The sequence below is a fragment of the Streptomyces sp. F63 genome (assembly GCF_018070345.1).
Taxonomy (GTDB): domain Bacteria; phylum Actinomycetota; class Actinomycetes; order Streptomycetales; family Streptomycetaceae; genus Streptomyces.
Genome location: NZ_JAGPXX010000002.1, coordinates 194376 through 214143 on the forward strand (window position 1 = coordinate 194376; position 19768 = coordinate 214143).

The following is a 19768-nucleotide window of genomic DNA, read 5'->3' on the forward strand; positions in this document are numbered from 1 at the left end:
ACGCCTTCCCGCCCCCGGGGAGGACACGGGCAGTCCGCCGCGCCGCGTGCCGGCGAACCGAGTAGAAGGACCACAGCTCCATGAGTCTGCAGCCAGGTGACGCCCTCACCTCACACAATTTCGGCATCCAGATCGACGGCGTCATGGTCGAGTTCCTGCAGGAGGTCAGCGGTCTGACCCGGGAGCAGGACGTCATCGAATACATGCAGGTGTCCGAGCAGGGCAAGCCGGTGACGAAGAAGATGCCGGGCGTGGCCAAGGCCGGCGAGGTCACGGTCGTGCGCGGCGCGACCCAGTCGTCCGTCTTCAGCGAGTGGATCGACACCTCCATGGCGGGCACCATGGCCTCCGCCCGGAAGAACGCCACGATCGTGGTGATGGACTACGAGAACAACCCGGTCAAGCGGTACAACCTGCGCCAGGCGTGGGCCCGCAAGGTGGACACCAGCACGGTGAAGGCCGGCGAGGCCTCCGCGCTCACCGAGACCGTGACCATCACCTACGAAGAACTGGTCATGGACTGATGCGCCGTTCCGTCAGCGGGCTCGCCGCGCCCCCCGCTCCCGACGCGCTGAGCGCCGAGGAGCGGGCGGCCATCGGCACCGCCCCGGCCCCGCCTCCCGCGCGGCAGCAGCGGCGGCGGCTGCAAACCGAGTTCGAGTTCGAACTGCCGCGCGGCTACGTGGACGACGCGGGCGCGGTGCACCGGCACGGCGTGATGCGGCTGGCGACGGCCCGCGACGAGCTGGTCCCGCTGCGGGATGTGCGGGTCCAGGAGAACCCGGCCTATCTGTCGGTGGTGCTGCTCAGCCGGGTCATCACCCGGCTGGGCACACTGCCGGCGGTGCACGACGGGATCGTGGAGCAGCTGTTCGCCTCCGACCTGGCCTTCCTGCAGGACTTCTACCGCCAGGTCAACGCCGAGGGGCACACCCGCGCCGGGGTGACCTGCCCGCACTGCGAGCAGCCGTTCGAGGTCGAGCTCGGCGGGAGCCGCCTGGGGGAATCGTGACGTACGCGACCGACCGCATCCAGGAGGAGATCGCGTACATCGCCTACCACTTCCACTGGACGCTCGACGACATTCTGGATCTGGAGCACGGCGACCGGCGGGCCTACGCCCGCCGGATCGCGGAGCTCGTCACGCGCGCCGGCGCGGAGGGGTGAGGGGGAACGGTGGGAATCCTCGACCGGCTGCGGAGGCGCGGTGCCGGCGGCCCCGGTGACCGCGCGGGCACGGAGGCCGGCTCGGACGCGAAGGCCGACGTGGGCGCCGGAGCCGACGCGAGCGCCCGAGCCGGCGCGGGTGCGCCGTTCACTGCGCCGTTCACCGCGCCGTCCTCCGTACCGCCGCCGTCCCCTTCGCGGCCCTCCCCGCTCCCGCCGTCCGCCACGGCGGGTCCGGCCCCGGCGTCCGCGTCCGTCCCCGGAGCGCCGGGAGGGAGACCCGGCACCGCTCCCGGCGCCCCGGGACACCGGGCCCCGGCACCGGCCGGTCGTCCGGGCGGGGGCGCGCACCAGCCGGGTGACCGGTCCCCGCTGCCGCCCATCCAGCGGACGACCGCCCACGGGGGGCCGGTGGCGTCCACGGAATTCGGCCGTACCCTGCGCACCTGGCAGAACCCCTCCTTCTCCGGGCCGGGCCTCTCGCACGCCGTCCTCGACGACGCGCCGACGGGGATCGTCCACGGACTGCTCCGCAGCCGCGGCGCGGACGGCTCCGTCCCGGCAGCGGCGGCCGGTTCCGCCGGTCAGGGCGGGCGGCTGGGGGGACCGGCCGCCAGGGAGGCTTCGGATTCTCCGCGTTCTCCCGGCGCTCCCGGCGCTCCCGGCGCTCCCGGCGCTCCCGGCGCTCCCGGCGCTCCCGGTGCTCCCGGCGCTCCCGGTGCTCAGGAGAGGGCCGGCACACCGTCCGCCGACGCGTCGGTGCCCGCTCCCGACCGGGCGGTCCAGCGGGCCGTGGCGGCGGCGCGGCCGACCGGGCCGGCCGTGGCCCCGGTCCGTACGTCCCCCGGCACCGGCCGGTCCGGACCCGCGCTGACCACGGCCGCGCGCGGTGGCACGCTGCCGGCCGATGGCCTGCGCGCGCTGCCCGTCGCCGCCCGTGCGGCATCCGCGGGGGAGGCCGGGCGGCGCGGCTCAAGCACCCTTGCGGAAAGCGTCACTTCGGCCTCCCGTTCCCTCTCCGCACCCCCCTCCGTCACGGTCCCGGCGACCGTGCACCGCTCCGCGAGCGCCGAGGGACCGGGCGGCCCCGGCCCCGGCGCAAGGCCGGGCGCGGGGCACGGCTCCCGCCCGGCGTCCGCGCCCTCCGGGCCGGCTTCTTCCTCCGGGCCGGCCTCGTCCTCCGGGCCGGCGACGGCCCGCCGGTCCGGCGAGGCCGGGCGCGGACGGCCGCCGCTGGGAGCACCGGTGGCCGGCCCGCCCGCCGGTGCCGTACCGCTGACCCGTCCTTCGGCCGGTGAGGGCACCCCGATACAGCGCGCCACAGCCCCGGACTCCCCTGCCGGACCGAACGGTTCCGCGACGGGACCGGTCCGGCGCGCCGATGGCCCGTCCGGCGGGGAAGCGGCCGGACGGCTCTCCGGCGCTGCCAACGGAGCGAACGCGAGACCGGACGGCCCCGGTCCGGGGCCGGGCTCCGGTTCCGGTCCGGGGCCGGGGCCGGGCTCCGGTTCGGCGCCGGGTTCCGGTCCGAGGCCGGGTTCCGGCCCGGCTTCGGGCTCTGGTTCGGGGCCGGGGCCGGGGCCGGGGCCGGGCTCTGGTTCGGCTCCTGGTCCTGCTTCGGGCTCTGGTTCGGGGAGGGCGGCGACAACGTCCGCTCCGGCCACCGCCCGGGGGGCCGTTGCCGCCACGGGTACGGACTCCGGTACTGCCTCGCCCTCCGCCACCCGCTCCACGCCCGCCGTCCGCGTGACACCGCCTCCGGTCCGGCCGCTGGCCACGGCACGGCCGATACGGCTCGCCGGCGGCGGCCCGGCCGGGCTGCCCTCCGTGCAGCGTTCCGCCACGGCACCGGCGGTCCGCATGCGCCGCCTCGATCCCGCGCCCGCGTACCGGGCGGCCCGGGACGGCTCCCCGGCGGGGCGGGCCCCCGACAGGACGCATCAGCCGGGCGTGACGTCGGTGTCCGGCCCCCCGCAGGGGGACGCCGGGCCGGGCCCGCGAGACCGGCGTGCCGCCGCGCCGTCCCCGGCGTCCGGGGCCTCGGGTCCCATCCGGGCGGCGCCACCGAGCGGATCCCGAGCCGGGGACCCCGGCACTGGCCCGGCTCCGGCGCCGGGCGCCCCCGGCCACCGGCGCGGCCGGGGCCTCGGCGCACGGCTCCGTGACGCCCTCGGGCGGCGCGGCGGCACCGCCGACGTGCCGGGTCTCCCCGCGACGGCCCCGCACGGGCCGTCCGGTGGCGCGGACCGGGCCACGCCGGTGCAGCGCCGTGCCCGCGCCCACCCGTCGTCGTCCTCCCCGGACGCCGGCAAGCGCCCGGGCGGTACGAACGGTGGCGCGACGGACAGTGCGCGGCGGTCCGCTCCGGCCGCCGAGCCCGGTGACCGGGCGGCCTCCGGACGGGCAGGTGATCCCGGCTCCGGTCGCGTCCCGCCGCTGCCTCCTGGCGTGCGGGGCGCGGCCGTCCCCTCCCCGGTGCAGCGGGCGCCTGCGGTGCCCGGGGCCGGCCCCGGCACGCCGTCCGGCGCGGCGGGAGCCTCCCGCCCGGGTGACCGGGCCACCGGTCCGGGCCTCTCCGGCAGCGGCCCGGTCGTGGGGGGTACGGCGACGGCAGCGGGCGGGGCACATACGGACGTCGGGTCCGCTGCCGTGCGGCGGTCCGCCGCCGCGCCCGGCTCCCGGCGCTCCGGGGCGCCGGGTTCCGTCGCCGCCGGCGGCGACGGCCCGGTCCGGGCGTCCCGGCGGGAGCCCCACGCGAACGTGCCCGGGCGCACCGCACCCTCGAACTCCGTTCCGCCGACGCCCACTTCAGCCGGCCACCCGGACGGCAGCGTGCAGCGACGGGTGTCCGGTCAGCCGTCCCGGTCCGGTGAACGGGCCGCGGGCCCGGGCGTGCCGGGCACCGGAGCGGCCGCACCGCGTACCGCCGCCCCGTCCCCGGGCGCCGGAGGGGAGCCGCAGGTCTCCGTGCCGTCCGGCGGGCAGGCGCCGATACCGGTGCAGCGGGCTGCCGCGGCCGGGCCCGCCCCTCACCCGGCCACCGCCGGGGGAACACCGGCTCCAGCGCCGGGCACGGCGCCGGCCTCCTCCGCCGGCGTGCCCTCCGCCGACGCGCCGTCGTCTGGCGGCGCCGGCGGGGCCCACGGGGCCGGCGGGGCCGGCGGGGCCATCGCCGCGTCCACCGTTGCGATCGGCCCCGCGAGCCCACCTGCTCCGGACGCGCTGCCCGTCCAGCGGCTCGCCGCCGCCCCGGACGCGGCCGGTGCCTCCCCGGCCGAGGCACCGGGCGGTTCGGCGGCACCCGGCCCTGTCGCACCCCTCGCGGTCCCCGGTTCCGCGTCGCGGCGGACCGCCGTGTCCTCCGGAGCGCCCGGCGGACAGGGCGGCGGCACCGCACCGGCGCTCGGGGGGACGGCGGTCCAGCGGCTGTCCGCCGCTCCGGCCGCGCCGCGCACCCCCGAGGCGGGACCGTCCCTCTCCGGCTCCGGTGCGGGACCGTCCGTCTGGCCCGGTGCGGGACCGTCCGTCTCCGGGCCCGTGGCACCCCCCGGGGCGCGCCGTACAGCGGGTTCCCCGGCGGCCGGGCCGGTGGCGGGCTCCGCTGCCGCCCCCGCGCCGCGGCTGGTCACGACGTCCTCCCGGACGGACACGCCAAGTGCGGCGCCGCCCGTGGCCGGTCTCGGCGTGCCGCGTTTCCGGGCGGTCTCCCGTACCGGAACGGCGCCGGCCCCCGGTGCCGGCGCGGAGCGAAGCGGCCGCCCGGCCGGCGCACGGGCCGTTCCCGGTGCGATCCCCCCGGCCGACACGCCGGCGGTGCAGCGCGCGGGGCCGGGCACGGCGCCGGACGGCCGGGCTCCGGCGTGCCGCTCACGGCGGCGGCCGCCGCTCCGCTCGTCCCGCTGCCGCTCCAGCGCGCCACCACCGCCGGATCACCGGACCGGTCACCGGCCGCTCCTCCGGAGCCGGAACCGCGACAGCCGCCCGGCGTCACGGTCGTGCAGCGCGCGCCGGCCGCCGTGACGGCGCCCCGAGCACCGCGGCCGCCGTCGTCCGCCCCGGCGGGACCGCCGGGCGGCCCCGGCGCCGGCTTCGCCCCGGAGTCGCTGACACACCACCAACTCGACCAGCTCGCGGACCTGTTGCTGGCACCACTGGTGCGGCGGATCCGCAAGGACAAGGAGGAGAGGGACAAGCTGGCCCGGCTGCTGTTCCACCCGACCATGCGGCTGCTGAGGGACAACAGCCGGCTGGACGAGCTGGCCCGGGTGCTGCTCGGTCCGATGTCCCGGCTGCTCCGTGCCGAACTCCGCCAGGAACGCGAACGGATCGGCAGGCTCCGCGACTCCCGCCGCTGACCGGGGCGCCGCCGCGCGGACCGGCACCGGCCCGCACCACAGCACTGCCACAGCACCCTCCGGAACAGCACCCTCCGGGACAGCACCGTCCGGGTCCGGACCGCTGAGAAGAGCGCCGCCCGGAACGGCACCGCAGACCCGCACCGCACAGACCCGCACCGCACGCAGGCACCGGAACAGCACCGCCGAACCGCGCTCCCCGGCAACGGTCCGGACCGCCGCCCGGCGGCCGCGCCCCGGCCACCCACGAGAGAGAACCGGAAGGTCGACCCATGAGCACCGAGGATCCCGGCTCCACCCTCTACTTCACGCTGTCCATCGACGGCCAGAGCCTGGGCTCGTTCAACGGGTGCGAAGGGCTGGCGTCCAGCGTGGAGGTCGAGCAGCGCCACGAGGGCGGCAACAACGACTTCGTCTGGCAGCTCCCCACCCGGATCGTTCACTCGAACATCCGGCTGACCCGCCCCCTGACCCCGGACACGGCGCGCGTCGCCGCCTGGATCTCCGAGGTCGCCACCGGCGTCACCCGCCCCACCGCGCAGATCTCCGCCCTCCGCGCGGACGGTTCGCTCGTCGCCCGCTGGGGTCTCATGGACGTGCTGCCGGTGAGCTGGACCGGTCCGACGCTCGACCCGGCGAACCCGAGCGTGGCCACCGAGGTGCTGGAGATCGCCCACCACGGCTTCACCGACGCGGGAGGCGAGTGATGCCCGGCTGGAAGAGCGCCGGGAAGGGCGGCGCCGCACTCGGCAGCGCCGCCCAGGGCTGGGCCGGCCAGAGCCTCGTGCGGGCCACCCTCCGGGTCCACCAGCCACCGACCGGCAACAGCAACTCCCCCGGTGCGCTGATCAAGGAACTGGAGTTCCAGTTCAACCCCTCCGAGCTGTCGCTGAGCCGCCGCTCCACCTGGAAGAGCACCGCCGCGGCGGCGGTCCGCGACGCGCCGCCGCCGGAGTTCATCGGCCCGGAGCCGCGCTCCCTGGACGTGGAGGTGTTCTTCGACCGCTCCGACGACCCGGGCTCGAACGACGTGCAGAAGGCGTGCGAAGTGCTGCTCTCCTGCTGCGAGGTGACGGAGGCCAGCATCGCCGCCAAACGGCCTTCGACGCCCTGGGTGAAGTTCCAGTGGGGCAACTTCTCCACGGTCAGCTTCAACGCCTACGTCGGCTCGGTCGACGTCGAGTACACGCTGTTCGCCTCCAGCGGCCTGCCGATGCGCGCCACCTGCCGGCTCCACCTGGAGGAGATCCCGAGCGGCAAGCCCGGCCAGAACCCGACCTCCGGCGCGCTGACCACCCGGCGCGTGCACCGGGTGGTGGCCGGTGACTCGCTGCCCTCGCTGGCCTTCCGCGAGTACGGGGACGCCACCGCCTGGCGCCTCATCGCGGAGGCCAACGGCATCGACGATCCGGCACGGCTCCCGCCCGGCCGGGAGCTGCTGCTCCCGGCGGCCGAGGAGGTGGGCGCGTGACCGGCCCTGCGGCTCCCCGCGCCGGGGCGCGGGGCGGCGGGCGGGCACCGTGCGGCCCGTTCCGCAACCGGACGGGACGGCCCACGGCCCGCACCCGCGCGCCGTAGCACGGCAGCACGGCAGCACGGCAGCACGAGAACACCGCAGGACGAGAACACCGCAGTACGGGAACACCGCAGGACGAGAAGGAACACAGGTCACCGACGTGCCAGAAGCAACCCGCTCCCGCGTGCTGGAGGTCAGCATCAACGGCGCCGTGCTGCGCGGAGACGACGCCCTGCTGCTCATCGAGGGCTGGGTGGACTTCGCCGCCGGGGTACCGGGCGCCTTCCAGCTGACCTTCCGCGACGAGGACCGCGAGGCGCTGCGGCTGGTGAACGCCGAGATCGGCGCCCCCGTGGTGCTGACCGCCGTCTCCGGCCCGCAGCGCACGAAGCTGCTCACGGGGGAGATCACCGGCCTGGAGACCGACTACGACGGCCAGGGCAGCTTCAGCATCGTGCGCGGCTACGACGCGGGCCACCGGCTGCTGCGGAAGAAGCGGGTGGCCGGCTACCGGGGCATGAACGCGGCCCTCATCGCGCAGCGGCTGCTCGCGGACGCCGGGGTGCCGGCCGGGAGGATCGGCCCCACCCCGGGCACCTACCCGTACATCACCCAGGCCGGGGTCTCCGACTGGGACTTCCTCTGCCGGCTCGCGGACGAGAACAACGTGGTGATGTCGGTGGACGCGGACGGGAAGTTCCAGTTCGCCCCGGCCAAGCGGGCCTCCGGGGCACCCGCCGCCGGCTCCCCGCTCTCCCCCGCCGACAACCCGCGGGAGCTCCGCGGCGGCCAGGAGGTGAAGCGCTGCCGTTCCACCGTCACCGCCTCCGACCAGGTCGCGCGGGTGGAGGTGCGCGGCTGGGACGTCTCGGCCAAGAGCGCCCTCACCGAGAAGGCGTCCGCGCGGGCCGCCAACAAGGGCGCCCTGATCGGCACCACCCCCGGCACGGCCCTGGCGGGCTTCAAACCGGCCAAGGAGGTCGAACTGGCGCGCACCGACACGCCGTTCGACAACCAGCGGCAGGTGAAGAAGGCCGCGGAGGCGCTCGCGGACGATGTGACCGGCGCCTTCGCCGAGGTCGAGGTCTGTGTGCACGGCGAGCCCACGCTGCGGCCCGGTGTGCCCGTCACGCTCACGGACGTCGGCAAGCCGTTCGAGGGCAAGTACACCGTCACGGGCGCCCGCCACGTCTACGCGGCCGGCGCCGGCTACGAGACCTGGGTGACCGTCACCGGCCGCCAGTGGCGCTCGTTCTACGGCCTGGCCTCCGGCGGCGGCGACGGCTTCGGCGGTCGGCTGCCGAGCGTCGCCAACGCCCTGGTCACCGATGTGCAGGACCCGCTGCGCCAGGGCCGGGTCAAACTGAGGTTCCCCTGGCTGGACGACACGTACATCAGCGACTGGACGCGCACCGTGCAGTACGGGGGCGTCCAGGGCGGCGGGCTGATCACGCCGAGCGTCAACGACGAGGTGCTGGTGGCGTTCGACCGCGGCGCGCTCGACCACCCGTACGTCATCGGCAGCCTGTACAACGGCCGGGACAAGCCCGGCCGCGGCGATGTGCAGTACTACGACAAGCTGGGCCGGGTCGTCCGCCGCACCCTGGCCGACCGCGCCAACAACCGGCTGGACCTGCTGGACCAGCCGACGATGCGCCGCAAGCGCGGCGTCCGGCTGAGCACCGGCGACGAGAAGCTGACGGTGCATCTCGACCGGACGAGGACCGAGATCACCGTGGACAGCAAGGGCGCGGTCTCCATCACCGGCGGCACCGACGTCACCGTCAAGGCCGGCCGGGCCCTCACCCTCCAGGCGGGCGGACCGATCTCGATGCGCAGCGGCGGGGCCATCACCCTGACGGCCGCGACGCGCGTCCAGACCACCGCCCCCACCGTCGGCCTCACCGGATCGACGACGGTGAGCATCAGCGGGGCCGCCACGGATGTGAAGTCCTCGCTGGTGAACGTGAGCGCCGGGGCCGTGAACGTGGTGTCGGCCGCGGCGCTCAGCCTGCAGGCCACCGCCGCGGTCTCGATCCGGGGCGCCACGATCCCGCTGCTGGGCCTCGTCACCGCCAACGGCAAACCCGTCATCTGACCGCCCGTCCGGACCCGGCCCCTCCCCTTCCACTCCCACCCGTCCGTCCCGTGACCGCTGGAGCCCCGCTCATGCATCCGACCGCACCGACCACCGCGCCGCAGCACCGCGCCGGCCCCGGCCCCGGCCCCGGCCCCCGTCACGGAACCGGCCCCGGTCCCGGGAGGGCGGTCCGCCATGGCTGAGCAGTTCGTCGGTTCCGGCTGGGCGTTCCCGATGCGCATCAGCCCGTCCGGAGGCATCGCCCTGGTCAGCGGGGAACGCGAGATCGAGGAGGCCATCCGGCTGGTGCTGGGCACCGCGCCCGGTGAGCGGCCCATGCGGCCGGAGTACGGCTGCGCCATCCACGACCTCGTCTTCGCACCCGTCAACGAGTCGACGGCGGGCCGCATCCAGAGCGAGGTCCGTGCCGGCCTCGACCGCTGGGAGCCGCGCATCGAGGTGGACGAGGTGGAGGTGACGGCGGGCGAGCCGGCCGTGCTCTACATCGACGTCCGCTACCGCGTGCGCGGCACCAACAACCCGCGCAGCCTCGTCTTCCCGTTCTATGTGATCCCGTCCCACGACGAGCCGACGTCCGCCTCCGCCGAGGACGGCGGACCAGCCACAGAAGGCGACCGCTGATGGCCCTGCCCTCCCCCAACCTCGACGACCGTCGCTTCCAGCAGTTCGTCGACGACGCCAAGCGCTACATTCAGCAGCGCGCCCCGGAGTGGACCGACCACAACGTGTCCGACCCGGGCGTGACCCTGGTGGAGACGGTCGCGCACATGGCCGACCAGATCGTGTACCGGCTCAACCGGGTGCCGGAGAAGAACTATCTGGCCTTCCTCGACCTGCTCGGCATCACCCTCTTCCCGCCCTCCGCCGCCCGCGCCGGCGTCACGTTCTGGCTCTCCGCCCCGCAGCCCCGGCCGATCCTGCTGCCCGCGGGCACGGAGGTGGCCACCGAGCGCACCGAGACCGAGGAGGCCGTCGTCTTCGCCACCGAGGACGACCTCAACGTGCTGCCCTGCTCGCTGCGGCACGTCGTGGTGCAGCCCGGCGGGGAGACGGCCACCGACCGGACCCACGACGTGGCCGAGGGCCAGGACGTCACCTGCTTCGCGGACGCGCCGCGCCCCGGCGACGCGCTGCTGATCGGGCTCAGCAGCGCCGTGCCGCACTGCGCGGTCGTGCTCGAACTCGGCAGCCGCGTCGACGGAGTCGGCGTCGACCCGCGGCAGCCGCCACTGGCCTGGGAGGCGTGGACCGCCGACGGCTGGGCGCCCTGCGAGCTGGAGGAGGACACCACCGGCGGCCTCAACCGCCCCGGCGAGGTGGTCCTGCACATGCCCGGCGGGCACATCCTCTCCCGCACCGGCCGGCACGAGGCGGGCTGGCTGCGCTGCCGGGTCACCGAACCCGCCGCCGGCCAGCCCTTCTACACCTCCTCCCCGACCCTGCGGTCCGCCGACGCCTTCACCATCGGCGGCACCACCCGCGCCGTGCACGCCGAAGTGGTCGCGGACGAGGCGCTCGGCGAGGCCACCGGCCTGCCCGGGCAGCGGCTTCGGCTGGCCCGCCCGCCCGTGGTCGCCGACACCCCGCCGCTGCATCTCCAGGTCGTCGCGGACGACGGCTGGTCCGACTGGGAGGTCGTACCGCACTTCGCCGCCTCGGGCCCGGACGACCGGCATGTGACGCTCGACCCGGCCACAGGCGAGGTCGCCTTCGGTCCGTCCGTCCGCGAACCCGACGGCACCCTGCGCCAGTACGGCGCCGTGCCCCGGAAGGGCGCCGTCATCCGCGCCCACCGCTACCGCACGGGCGGCGGCCGGTCCGGCAACGTCGCCCGCGGCACCATCCAGGTGCTCCGCAGCTCCGTGCCGTACGTCACGCGGGTGGAGAACCGCGAAGCGGCGAGCGGCGGTGTGGACGGCGAGACGGTCGAGGAGGCCAAGGTCCGGGCGCCCGTCACGCTGCGCGCCCAGGACCGGGCCGTCACCCTGCGGGACTACGAGCAGCTGGCCCGCCGCGCCGCCCCGGAGACCGCACGCATCACCTGCCTGGAGGCGGACCCCGAGGAGCACGGCGCCTACGCGGTGCGGGTGCTGGTCGTCCCCGACGCCGTACCGGACCGGGGCGGCCGGCTGCGCTTCGAGCAACTGGTCCCCGCCGACGACCTGCTGGAGCGAATCACCCGTTACCTGGACGAACGGCGCCTCATCGGCACCCGGCTCGCCGTGGGCCCGCCCTACTACCAGGGCGTCACGGTCGTCTCCACCCTGCACGCCTTCCGGGGCGTCGACCACGACACGGTGCGGCAGCAGGCGCTGGACGCCCTGTACCGGCATCTGGACCCGCTGGCCGGCGGCGCGCACGGCAAGGGCTGGCGGTTCGGGCATCCGGTGCAGGCCGGTGAGGTCTTCGCCGTCCTCCAGCGCGTCCCCGGGGTCGAACTCGTGGACGAGGTACGGCTCTACCCGGCCGACCCGCTGACCGGCAAGCGCGGTGACGCGACCGACCGCATCGACCTGGAGCGGCCCGCGCTGGTCTTCTCGTTCGACCACCGCGTCCGCGTGATCGGGGGCTGAGCACGGTGCGCGGATCGATCGACGGGCTGGGCAGCGCGCAGCCGCTCGGCCTGATGCTCCCGGCGCTCTACGCGGACGACGAGCTGGCGCAGCGCTTCACGGCCGGCCTGGACGAGGTGCTCGCCCCGTTCCTGAACGTCCTGGACTGCCTGGAGGCGTACTTCGACCCGGCGCTGGCCCCACTGGACTTCACCGCCTGGCTGGGCGGCTGGGTGGGCGCCGAGACGGAGCAGGACTCCGCGGACGGGTCCGCGGGCGGCCGGCCGCGGACAGCGGGCGCGGCCGGCGGACCGGCGCACGGTGCGGGCGGGAACGCGGGCGCCGGACCGGATGCCGGGGCCGGACCGGATGCCGGGGCCGGTGTTCCGGCGGAGCCCCCGCTCGACGCCCCGGCGGAGGCGCGGCTGCGCGAGGCCGTGGCCGTCGCCGCCACGCTGCACCGGCTGCGCGGCACCCGGCGCGGACTGGCCACGGCCGTCCGGCTGGTGTTCGGCGTGGAGCCCGAGATCACCGAAAGCGGCGCGGCGAGCTGGGCGGAGCGGCCCCTGGGCGCCGTCCCCGGCGAGCGCCGCCCGCGTCTGCACGTGTCGATCCGGCTCCCCGAGCCGGATCCCGGGGCCGAGCCCCGCCTCGACGAACTGGTCGCGGCGGCCCGCCCCGCCCATATGCCCTACACGGTCACCGTGACCGTCGCAGAGAGGACGACCCGAACGTGAACAGGGACAGCCGAACGGAACACCGCGATCCCGGCCGGCCCGACGCCTGCGCCGAGTGCGGTACGCGGGCGGAACCGGGACAGCCCTTCTGCGAGGGCTGCGGAGCGGTCCTCGACTGGGGCCCGGCCGGGGGTACGGGAACCGGCGGCCGATCGGGTACCGGCCGTACCGGTGCGGACGGCGCCGGTTCCGACCGTCCCGGAACGGCCGGAAGCGGGGCGGCCGGAAGCGGACCGACGGCGCGCGGCGCGGCCAACGGCCCGGGAAGCGGCGGTGCCGGCCCGACCGGCGGGTCCCGGAACGCCCCGGCCGGCGGCCCGCCGGGCAGGAGCCACGACACCGGTGCCGGCAGCGGCGCCGCCCCGGCCGGCGGCCGTGCGGCCGCGGCCCACGGCGGACCCGCCACACCCCCGCCGCCGGCCGCACCCCCCGGGGCCGCGCCGGCGCCGCCCACCGCACCGCCTGGCGCCGCGCCCCCGCCGCCCGCCACGCCACCGCGGGCCGCCGCTCGGGGAACGGCGCCCGCGGCCGGGGGGACGAGCCCGGCGCCGCAGCCCGCGGCGAGCCGGGGCGGGGCCGCCCCGGCGCCCCACGCGCCGCACCCGGCCGCCGCAACCGCCGCGGCCGGCCGCACGGGCAGCGCCGGCCGGGGATCCGCCCGGCCCGCCGCCGGTTCCGCACGGGCGCTCTCCGACGACGACCCCACCGTCCGCAACGACGTCGTCCCGGCGGCGGGCGCCCCGGCCTCCTCCGCACCCCCGGCCCCGGCGGGCGTCCCGGGCACGGGCGTCCCGGGCACGGCGGCAGCCCCCGCAGGCCCGCCCCCCGCCGACGCCCCCGGCTCAGCCCCGCACGGAGCGGGGGGCGCCGTCGCGCCCCCGCCCCACGGCGGGCAGCCCGGCGTGCTCAGGAGCGCGCCCCCCGCCGGGAGCGCTCCGGGTCCGGCCGCGCACGTCCCCGCGCCCGCCGGGAGCGCCCACGCCTCCCCCGCCCCGGACGGCCCGCGCCCTCCGGAACCGCCCACCCTCCGCAACTCCACCGTGCCCGCCCCGCGCGGCACCACCGAACGCACGCCGCAGGACGAAGCCGCCACCCGGGCCCGGGCCCTGCTCGTCCCCCTGGCGGAACCGGAGCCGCGCGCCGCCGCGCCGGCCCCGGTCGCGCCCGTGCTGCCGGGACGGCCCGACGCCGCCCGCCCACAGGTGCGCCGGTCCGCCACCGAGGTCGAGGAGACCGGCGCCGTCTGCCCCTGGTGTTCCACCGGCAACCGGCCCGACCGCCACTTCTGCCGCCGCTGCGCCCTGTCCCTCGCGGGCGCGCCCGGCGGCGGCGGGCGGCTCCCCTGGTGGCGGCGGCTGTTCTCCGGGCGGGAGGAGAGGCGGTGGGCCGGTGACCGGCCGCGGCTGCGCCGGGGCCTGGCCTGGCTGCTGCCGCTGGTCGGCTGGGGTCTGGTGGCGGCGCTCGTCGTCACGGCGGTCTTCACGGCACCGGCCGCGATCCAGGCGGTGAAGGACCATTTCGCCAAACGGGCGCCCGTCTCCCCGGACACCTTCGCCGCCTCCCGTTCCTACGCCGGCCACGGCCCCGAGCTGGCGTTCGACAAGTTCTCCAACACGTACTGGGGCCCGGGCATCACCGGCGACGGCGCGGGCGAGTGGATCGAGGCCCGCTTCGCCCAGCCCGTCGACTCCCTGGACGTGCTGGTCACGCCCGGCGTCTCGGCACGGTCGAACGAGCAGGGCCAGAGCGCCCGGCCGAGCCGTCTGGAGGCGCTGGTCACCACCGCGGACGGCACGAAGGAGACGCGGATGCTGACCCTCGACCAGGGCGCCCGGCAGGAGCGTCCGCTCCGGGCCCGGGACGTGGTCTCCGTGCGGTTCACGGTGGTGTCCTCGTTCGGGGCCGCAGCCGACAAGCAGGTGGCGATCGCCGAGATCGAGTTCTTCGGCCCCTCGGGCTCGTACTCCCGCCGGTGAACGGGGTGAACGGTGGCCGGTCACCCGGTGCCCCGGTGCGTGCGCCGGTGACCGGCGCCCCGGTGACCGGCGCGGGGGCGTCCTCCCCGCCGCCCCCGCCCGCCCCGTTCGCCCCGGAATTCACCCGGGCGGCGGGAACCGTCTTCGTCCCGCGCCCGTTGCACAGTCGGGCAAAGAAATCGTCAAGGGCGCTGCCCGCGCCGGATTGAGCAGGGGATTCCATGGGTGTCAGCCTTTCCAAGGGCGGCAATGTCTCACTGAGCAAGGAGGCACCGGGTCTGACCGCGGTCACCGTCGGGCTGGGCTGGGACGTCCGTACGACCACGGGAACCGACTTCGACCTGGACGCGAGCGCGCTGCTCGTCGACAGCGCCGGCAAGGTCCTGTCGGACCAGCACTTCGTCTTCTTCAACAACCTCAAGAGCCCCGAGGGCGCCGTCGAGCACACCGGCGACAACCTCACGGGGGAGGGCGAGGGGGACGACGAGCAGATCAAGGTCGCGCTGACCACGGTCCCGGCCCAGGTCGACAAGATCGTCTTCCCGGTCTCCATCCACGAGGCGGAGACCCGCCAGCAGAGCTTCGGCCAGGTACGGAACGCCTTCATCCGCGTGGTGAACCAGGCCGACAACAACGAGCTGGCCCGCTACGACCTGACGGAGGACGCCTCGACGGAGACGGCCATGGTCTTCGGCGAGCTGTACCGGCACGGCTCGGAGTGGAAGTTCCGCGCCGTCGGCCAGGGCTACGCCTCGGGCCTGCGCGGCATCGCCCAGGACTTCGGGGTCAACGTCTGACTGCCGCAGTCACCAGGTCCTGACCTGCGCCTTTGCGGGTCAGAGGCCACAGAGGGCACAGCGGGGCACTCGGCGCGGCAAAGGCGTTGTCGAGTGCCTTCCGCGTCTTGTTCTCCGAGTCGGGGAACAGGTGGCTGTACACGTTCAGGGTCATGGCCGCGTTCGTGTGCCCGAGCCGCTCGGACACGACCTTGACCGACTCCCCCGCAGCGATCAGCAGACTCGCGTACGTGTGGCGCAGGGCGTGCATGCCCGTGCCCTTGGGCAGTCCGGCCCGCTGCACAGCCTTCCGCCACACGTTGTCGTAGAACCAGGTACGGGCAACCGGCCCGCCGTCGGCGCCCCGGAACACGAAGCCTTCCCGCCCCGTGGGGTGCGCCTTCAGAAGCGCCGCCAGTGCCGCAGCGGACGACCCCATCAGCGGGATACACGGCAGGGGAGGGAACGGACCTTCTTTACGACCTGTTCGGCAGTCTTGCGGAACCGTATGTGATGCAGCCTGCGGCCGGTTGGCTCATGCGGAATGCCACGCTTACGGCCATTCGGAAGCACAAGGGGACGACAGGCGAAACGGCCGGTACGGATTTTGTGACCGACGGCCCGGCCAGCGCGTTCGGCGCAATGATCGGGAAGCCCGTTTTCATTGACCCGTATGTGCCTGCTATGGCCGCGAACGCTAAGTCTGTTCTCTTCGGGGACTGGTCGCGCTATGTCGTTCGCATGGTCAACGGAATCCGGTTCGATCGGTCCGACGACTACGCCTTTAACACGGACCTTGTGACGTTCCGTGCTCTCCTGCGTGCGGACGCTGCGCTTGTCGATACGACAGGCGCAATCAAGTATTTCGCTCACTCTGCCACCTGACAGGCAGCACTAAGGGCCCCGGTACTCTCTCGCGTTTGCGGGACGGTACCGGGGCCCTTTTCTGCGTTGCGGGAAGAATGCTGCCGTGCCCTATGCTGCTTCTTTCGCCTTACGCAGTGCTTCGCGGTGTTCCCAGGTCCACGGGGCATTTCTCAAGTCATCCGGGAGTTGCGCGAGGCCGGAAGACAGATGATCGACAGAGTCGCCATAGCGCCCTAGGGCTAGCGTGCAGAGTCCGAGGTTGAGACGGTTGAATACTGGCGTAAGCCAATAGGACGTCCTGGGCGGCGGCAAGGCAGCCGCCTTATCCGTCAATTGCTCCGCTTCCTCGACCATGCGCAAGGCTTGGTCCTTTTGCCCTAGCTGAGCCATACCGGCTGCCGCTTGAAGAATGTCACCGAGCCTTTGGGCGGGATGCGCACCGGGTGTATGTGCTGCGGCAGCGAACCAGCGGGCAATGGCTTGCGGGCGCGCTTGCTGCCGAGCAACGTACCCTTTGAAGTTCAGCGCTTGAGCGGCAAGGGTCCCGTTCCCGACTTCGTCGGCCAACTCTAGAGCATCGTTGAGAAGCCTTACAGCGTCGGTGTCTTCCCTGGCTTGAGCAAGCATCCATCCTGCGAATTGCACAAACTCCGACGCTACTTCTGCCAACCGATCCCGGTGCGGTCCCCTGGCATTCTTGAGGAGTTGAGTTACCTCTTTCGTTTGCGCCATTGTCGCAGGGATTACTGACTCCGGCTTTGCCGTGTCGTCCAAACGCCGGTAAGCCGCCAGGACTCCGGCCAATGCGTCAACGGTTCCTGCGTCCAGTCGGGAAGGCTGGGCGGTGCTGCGCGATACTCGGGACTGATCGTCCGAGTTCAGCACTATTCCGGCCAGCGCACCGCCTGTCCCCAGGAGATTGTCTAGCGATTGCACGAGCTTTTCGGAAGGCGCCTGTTTCCCGTTGAGTACCCGAGAGAGGTAAGCCGGATCGTAATTCATTGCGCGTGCGGCGGCTTTCATCGAATAGCCGTTATCCCGCAAGGATCTGCGTGCAAGATCGGCAAAGTCGCTCATCCTGGCCCCCAGGGGGTTGACCGTTGACCCCTCCAGGGTAGTCAACGCCGGTCAACTCCCGCGTGAGCTTTGCGTACTCCAAGCATTGTCGATGCAAGGACCCCCGCGACCGTCCGACCGGCCCGGGGGCATGGCCGACGCTGCGAGGAGCGACGACATGAGGGATCTTATCGAGAGTGCACTCGAATGGGTGAGAGCAGTCCTATGCGGGCCGCGTACCGATGGCAGGCACAGCCGCGCCTATCTCGCCGAGAGGCAGCCTGCCGACCGGGTGCAGTCGCAGGAGTGGCGCCCCGACCCGTACGACGCCCGTTGGCGCCGCTGGGCGAGGAACGTCGAACGCTGCCGCTTGGACGGGCGACCGCTGCCGCACTTCCCCGGACCGTGGCAGCAGGAGCCAGCCGGCCCGGTGCCGCCGTCCGACTGTGAGGAAGACCCCGGGGAGTTGGTCCGGCCCTACGTCGTGGCGCACGCCCGAGCGGCACAGGAGAAGCAGCGGTGAGCGCCCAGGAGAGCCCAGAAGCGCCGGAAGTGGGGACGCTCGCGCGAGACGTCCAGGGGGACCGCGTAGGGGTCGTGGTGGACCGTATGGGCGGGCACGTGTGGCTCAGGCCCCGGAAAGGCGGACGGGAATGGACGGTGCCGGTCGGCGGAGTCGAGCCGCTTCCCGAGCCTGCCGACGACTTGAGCGCCCGAGTGGCCGAAGCCAACAAGCAGAGCCGAGACAGGGGGTTGCTGTGACGCGCTCGATCCTCCGTGCCGCCGAGTGGACCCTGGGCGTGGACATCGACGAGGAAGCGGCACAGGGCGTGTCCGCCGTGTGCCTGGCGTGCGGAAAGCAGTCGGCAGTGTCCGCCGATGACCGCCTGGCCGTCGAAATCTGGGCGCTCAAGCACACGGGCTTGAACCCCGGCCACCGGCGCTACAAGGCGACGGCAGAGACGCACTGGCGAGTCACACCGGCAGAGGGCAACCCCTACCGGGAGAGCGACGACCGGCACGACCGGGCGGACGAGTAGGCGCCCGGCCGGGACAAGCCGCGCCCCCGTCTGCCTGAGCTACCGGCAGACGGGGGCGCCTCGCTGTGTTCACGGCCGGGCGGACCGGGGCACAGGGAGGGCACACGAGGGCGGGAAACAGTGGCAATCGCTGAGATGCGCCGAGAGTGGTTTCCGCACGTCAAGTGCCTTTGCACGGGAAAGGCGCAGGCCAGGACCAGACTGGAAAAACTTCGGGGTCAACGTCTGAGCGCGGGCGAGCCGCCGCACGGCCGGCCCGCGCGCGGCCCGCACCGCGCCAGTCCGCCGCAGGGGCGGTCCGGGGTTTCCTCCCGGACCGCCCCTGCCACACGCCGGGCCGGCGCCCACGCGCAGCCGTACAGCCGACCCGCGCCGCGCACACCCGGTCCGCGCGCCCCGCGCCCCCCACGCCATCGGCCCCCACCTTCCCGGCGCCCCGGCACGGCACCGGCCCCCGGCACGGCACCCGCCCCCGGCGACCACGCGCGTGCCCCCGGGGCCCGGGCGGCGGCAGGGACACCCGCGCCCCAACACCCGGCGTTCGCCGTCGGCTTCAGTCCGGCGCCCCGCCGCTCAGGCCCATCATCAGCGTGACGACCACACCCACCGCGCCCGGCACGATGTCCAGGCGGTCCGTCAGCTGCCGGGAGAGCCACAGGCCCCGGCCGCTCTCCCCCGTCAACTCCCCGGGCGCGTCCGCCGGAACGGCGTCCGCGGTGCAGCCGGGGCCCTCGTCCGTCACCCGGCAGTGCAGCGTGCCGTCGGCGCGTTCGAGCACCAGGTGTCCTCGCCCACCGCCGTGTTCGACGGCGTTGCAGGCCACTTCGTGGACGGCGAGGACGAAGTCGCTGCGCCGCGGCTCCGGCAGTCCCGCCTCCGCGGCACATTCACCGACGCGCAGCCGGAGCCCGGGGAGGTCCTCCACGCCGAACGACAGTTCCAGCAGGGGTTTTCGCGGTGCCTGGGGGTCGGGTTCGCGTGGTGGTCCGTCCGTCCGCACGCTCATGGCCTCGCCACCTCGACCTCCATCGGCCCGGCCGCCGCTCTCCCGCACCGGCAGCCGGTCCCGGAACGACGGGCACGGCCGCCCCGGCCCGCGCGGCCGCGGCCGCGGCCTTCGGTACGGGCTCCTTGCCTTCAGTGCCGGACAGACACTACTCGGAGTCATCAACCAACACCACGCGTAACCGCAATTGCTTCGCTGCCCACCGCTCTTGACCGGATGCACCGGAAAGCCGACCGGAAGCGTCGTTGTAGTGTCCGCAACCGTGCCATCGCGGAGATGATCAGCCGCGTATATCGCTATCACACGGGGAGAACTCGCCCATGAGCATCGTCAGTTGGATCGTCCTCGGCCTGATCGCCGGAGTGGTGGCCAAGGTTCTGCTGCCCGGGCGCGACCCGGGCGGCCTCCTCGGCACCACCCTCATCGGCATCGCCGGCGCCTTCATCGGCGGCTGGCTGTCCTCCGAGTACCTGGACCGGCCGATCGACAAGGACTTCTACGACCCGGCCCTCTGGGTGGCCGCCGTCGCCGGCTCGCTGGTCCTGCTGATCGCCTACCGCATCCTCTTCGGCCACTCGCGCGAACGCCGCTGAGGGCACCGACGGCACGGGCGGCTCCG

General features: G+C 74.6%; 19 protein-coding genes. 16 read left to right on the forward strand and 3 right to left on the reverse strand.

Going from position 1 to position 19768, the window contains the following annotated elements:
* Positions 1 to 80: 80 nt before the first annotated feature.
* The 12 genes from KBZ10_RS02985 (at position 81) to KBZ10_RS03040 (ending at position 15201) form a co-directional block, all read left to right on the forward strand.
* Positions 81 to 524: a phage tail protein gene (locus KBZ10_RS02985; protein ID WP_030542455.1), complete on the forward strand. Its 444-nt coding sequence runs from the start codon at positions 81 to 83 to the stop codon at positions 522 to 524.
* Positions 524 to 1012, forward strand: a complete 489-nt coding sequence (locus KBZ10_RS02990; protein WP_210985881.1) for a hypothetical protein — start codon at positions 524 to 526, stop codon at positions 1010 to 1012. Before KBZ10_RS02985 ends, KBZ10_RS02990 begins: the two co-directional genes overlap by 1 nt.
* Positions 1009 to 1167 carry a DUF6760 family protein gene (locus KBZ10_RS02995; RefSeq protein ID WP_210985882.1) on the forward strand — a complete coding sequence of 53 codons (159 nt, stop codon included), beginning with the start codon at positions 1009 to 1011 and terminating at the stop codon, positions 1165 to 1167. Before KBZ10_RS02990 ends, KBZ10_RS02995 begins: the two co-directional genes overlap by 4 nt.
* 3860 nt (positions 1168 to 5027) lie before the next feature.
* Complete coding sequence (locus tag KBZ10_RS03000) at positions 5028 to 5522, forward strand: hypothetical protein (RefSeq protein WP_210985883.1); 495 nt, start codon at positions 5028 to 5030, stop codon at positions 5520 to 5522.
* A gap of 272 nt (positions 5523 to 5794) precedes the next feature.
* Positions 5795 to 6229 (forward strand): phage tail protein, encoded by a 435-nt coding sequence (locus tag KBZ10_RS03005; protein WP_210985884.1) that lies wholly within the window; start codon positions 5795 to 5797, stop codon positions 6227 to 6229.
* Entirely contained in the window at positions 6229 to 6993 is a 765-nt protein-coding gene (locus KBZ10_RS03010) for a LysM peptidoglycan-binding domain-containing protein (RefSeq protein ID WP_210985885.1), read from the forward strand. Before KBZ10_RS03005 ends, KBZ10_RS03010 begins: the two co-directional genes overlap by 1 nt.
* Positions 6994 to 7198: 205 nt before the next feature.
* Positions 7199 to 9136, forward strand: coding sequence for a VgrG-related protein (locus tag KBZ10_RS03015; protein ID WP_210985886.1), 1938 nt, complete (start codon positions 7199 to 7201; stop codon positions 9134 to 9136).
* A 177-nt stretch (positions 9137 to 9313) separates the two neighbouring features.
* Positions 9314 to 9760 (forward strand): GPW/gp25 family protein, encoded by a 447-nt coding sequence (locus KBZ10_RS03020; protein WP_210985887.1) that lies wholly within the window; start codon positions 9314 to 9316, stop codon positions 9758 to 9760.
* The gene (locus KBZ10_RS03025) at positions 9760 to 11712 is read left to right on the forward strand and encodes a putative baseplate assembly protein (RefSeq protein ID WP_210985888.1); all 1953 of its coding nucleotides are present in this window, start codon (positions 9760 to 9762) and stop codon (positions 11710 to 11712) included. The genes KBZ10_RS03020 and KBZ10_RS03025 overlap by 1 nt, the downstream gene beginning before the upstream one ends.
* A gap of 5 nt (positions 11713 to 11717) precedes the next feature.
* Positions 11718 to 12428, forward strand: coding sequence for a phage tail protein (locus KBZ10_RS03030; RefSeq protein ID WP_307847161.1), 711 nt, complete (start codon positions 11718 to 11720; stop codon positions 12426 to 12428).
* Between the two features lie 1040 nt (positions 12429 to 13468).
* The gene (locus KBZ10_RS03035; RefSeq protein ID WP_210985889.1) at positions 13469 to 14404 is read left to right on the forward strand and encodes a zinc ribbon domain-containing protein; all 936 of its coding nucleotides are present in this window, start codon (positions 13469 to 13471) and stop codon (positions 14402 to 14404) included.
* 221 nt (positions 14405 to 14625) lie between these two features.
* Positions 14626 to 15201: a TerD family protein gene (locus KBZ10_RS03040; RefSeq protein ID WP_210985890.1), complete on the forward strand. Its 576-nt coding sequence runs from the start codon at positions 14626 to 14628 to the stop codon at positions 15199 to 15201.
* Here the strand turns inward: KBZ10_RS03040 and KBZ10_RS03045 are convergent.
* Positions 15191 to 15619 (reverse strand): site-specific integrase, encoded by a 429-nt coding sequence (locus KBZ10_RS03045; protein WP_210985891.1) that lies wholly within the window; start codon positions 15617 to 15619, stop codon positions 15191 to 15193. The genes KBZ10_RS03040 and KBZ10_RS03045 overlap by 11 nt on opposite strands.
* On the opposite strand from KBZ10_RS03045, the gene KBZ10_RS03050 reads away from it, so the two are divergent.
* Positions 15598 to 16065, forward strand: coding sequence for a phage major capsid protein (locus KBZ10_RS03050; protein ID WP_210985892.1), 468 nt, complete (start codon positions 15598 to 15600; stop codon positions 16063 to 16065). The genes KBZ10_RS03045 and KBZ10_RS03050 overlap by 22 nt on opposite strands.
* A 90-nt stretch (positions 16066 to 16155) precedes the next feature.
* On the opposite strand, the gene KBZ10_RS03055 is transcribed toward KBZ10_RS03050, so the two are convergent.
* A complete protein-coding gene (locus KBZ10_RS03055; protein WP_210985893.1) occupies positions 16156 to 17124 on the reverse strand; it encodes a helix-turn-helix transcriptional regulator in 969 nt (322 codons plus the stop codon).
* Between the two features lie 157 nt (positions 17125 to 17281).
* Here KBZ10_RS03055 and KBZ10_RS03060 point away from each other — a divergent pair, with 157 nt between their 5' ends.
* The gene (locus tag KBZ10_RS03060; RefSeq protein WP_210985894.1) at positions 17282 to 17626 is read left to right on the forward strand and encodes a hypothetical protein; all 345 of its coding nucleotides are present in this window, start codon (positions 17282 to 17284) and stop codon (positions 17624 to 17626) included.
* A gap of 235 nt (positions 17627 to 17861) precedes the next feature.
* Positions 17862 to 18143 carry a hypothetical protein gene (locus KBZ10_RS03065; RefSeq protein ID WP_210985895.1) on the forward strand — a complete coding sequence of 94 codons (282 nt, stop codon included), beginning with the start codon at positions 17862 to 17864 and terminating at the stop codon, positions 18141 to 18143.
* A 553-nt stretch (positions 18144 to 18696) separates the two neighbouring features.
* On the opposite strand, the gene KBZ10_RS03070 is transcribed toward KBZ10_RS03065, so the two are convergent.
* On the reverse strand, positions 18697 to 19149 hold the full coding sequence (locus KBZ10_RS03070) for an ATP-binding protein (RefSeq protein WP_210985896.1): 453 nt from the start codon (positions 19147 to 19149) through the stop codon (positions 18697 to 18699).
* 320 nt (positions 19150 to 19469) lie between these two features.
* Here KBZ10_RS03070 and KBZ10_RS03075 point away from each other — a divergent pair, with 320 nt between their 5' ends.
* Positions 19470 to 19742 carry a GlsB/YeaQ/YmgE family stress response membrane protein gene (locus KBZ10_RS03075; RefSeq protein ID WP_030542528.1) on the forward strand — a complete coding sequence of 91 codons (273 nt, stop codon included), beginning with the start codon at positions 19470 to 19472 and terminating at the stop codon, positions 19740 to 19742.
* Positions 19743 to 19768 lie beyond the last annotated feature (26 nt).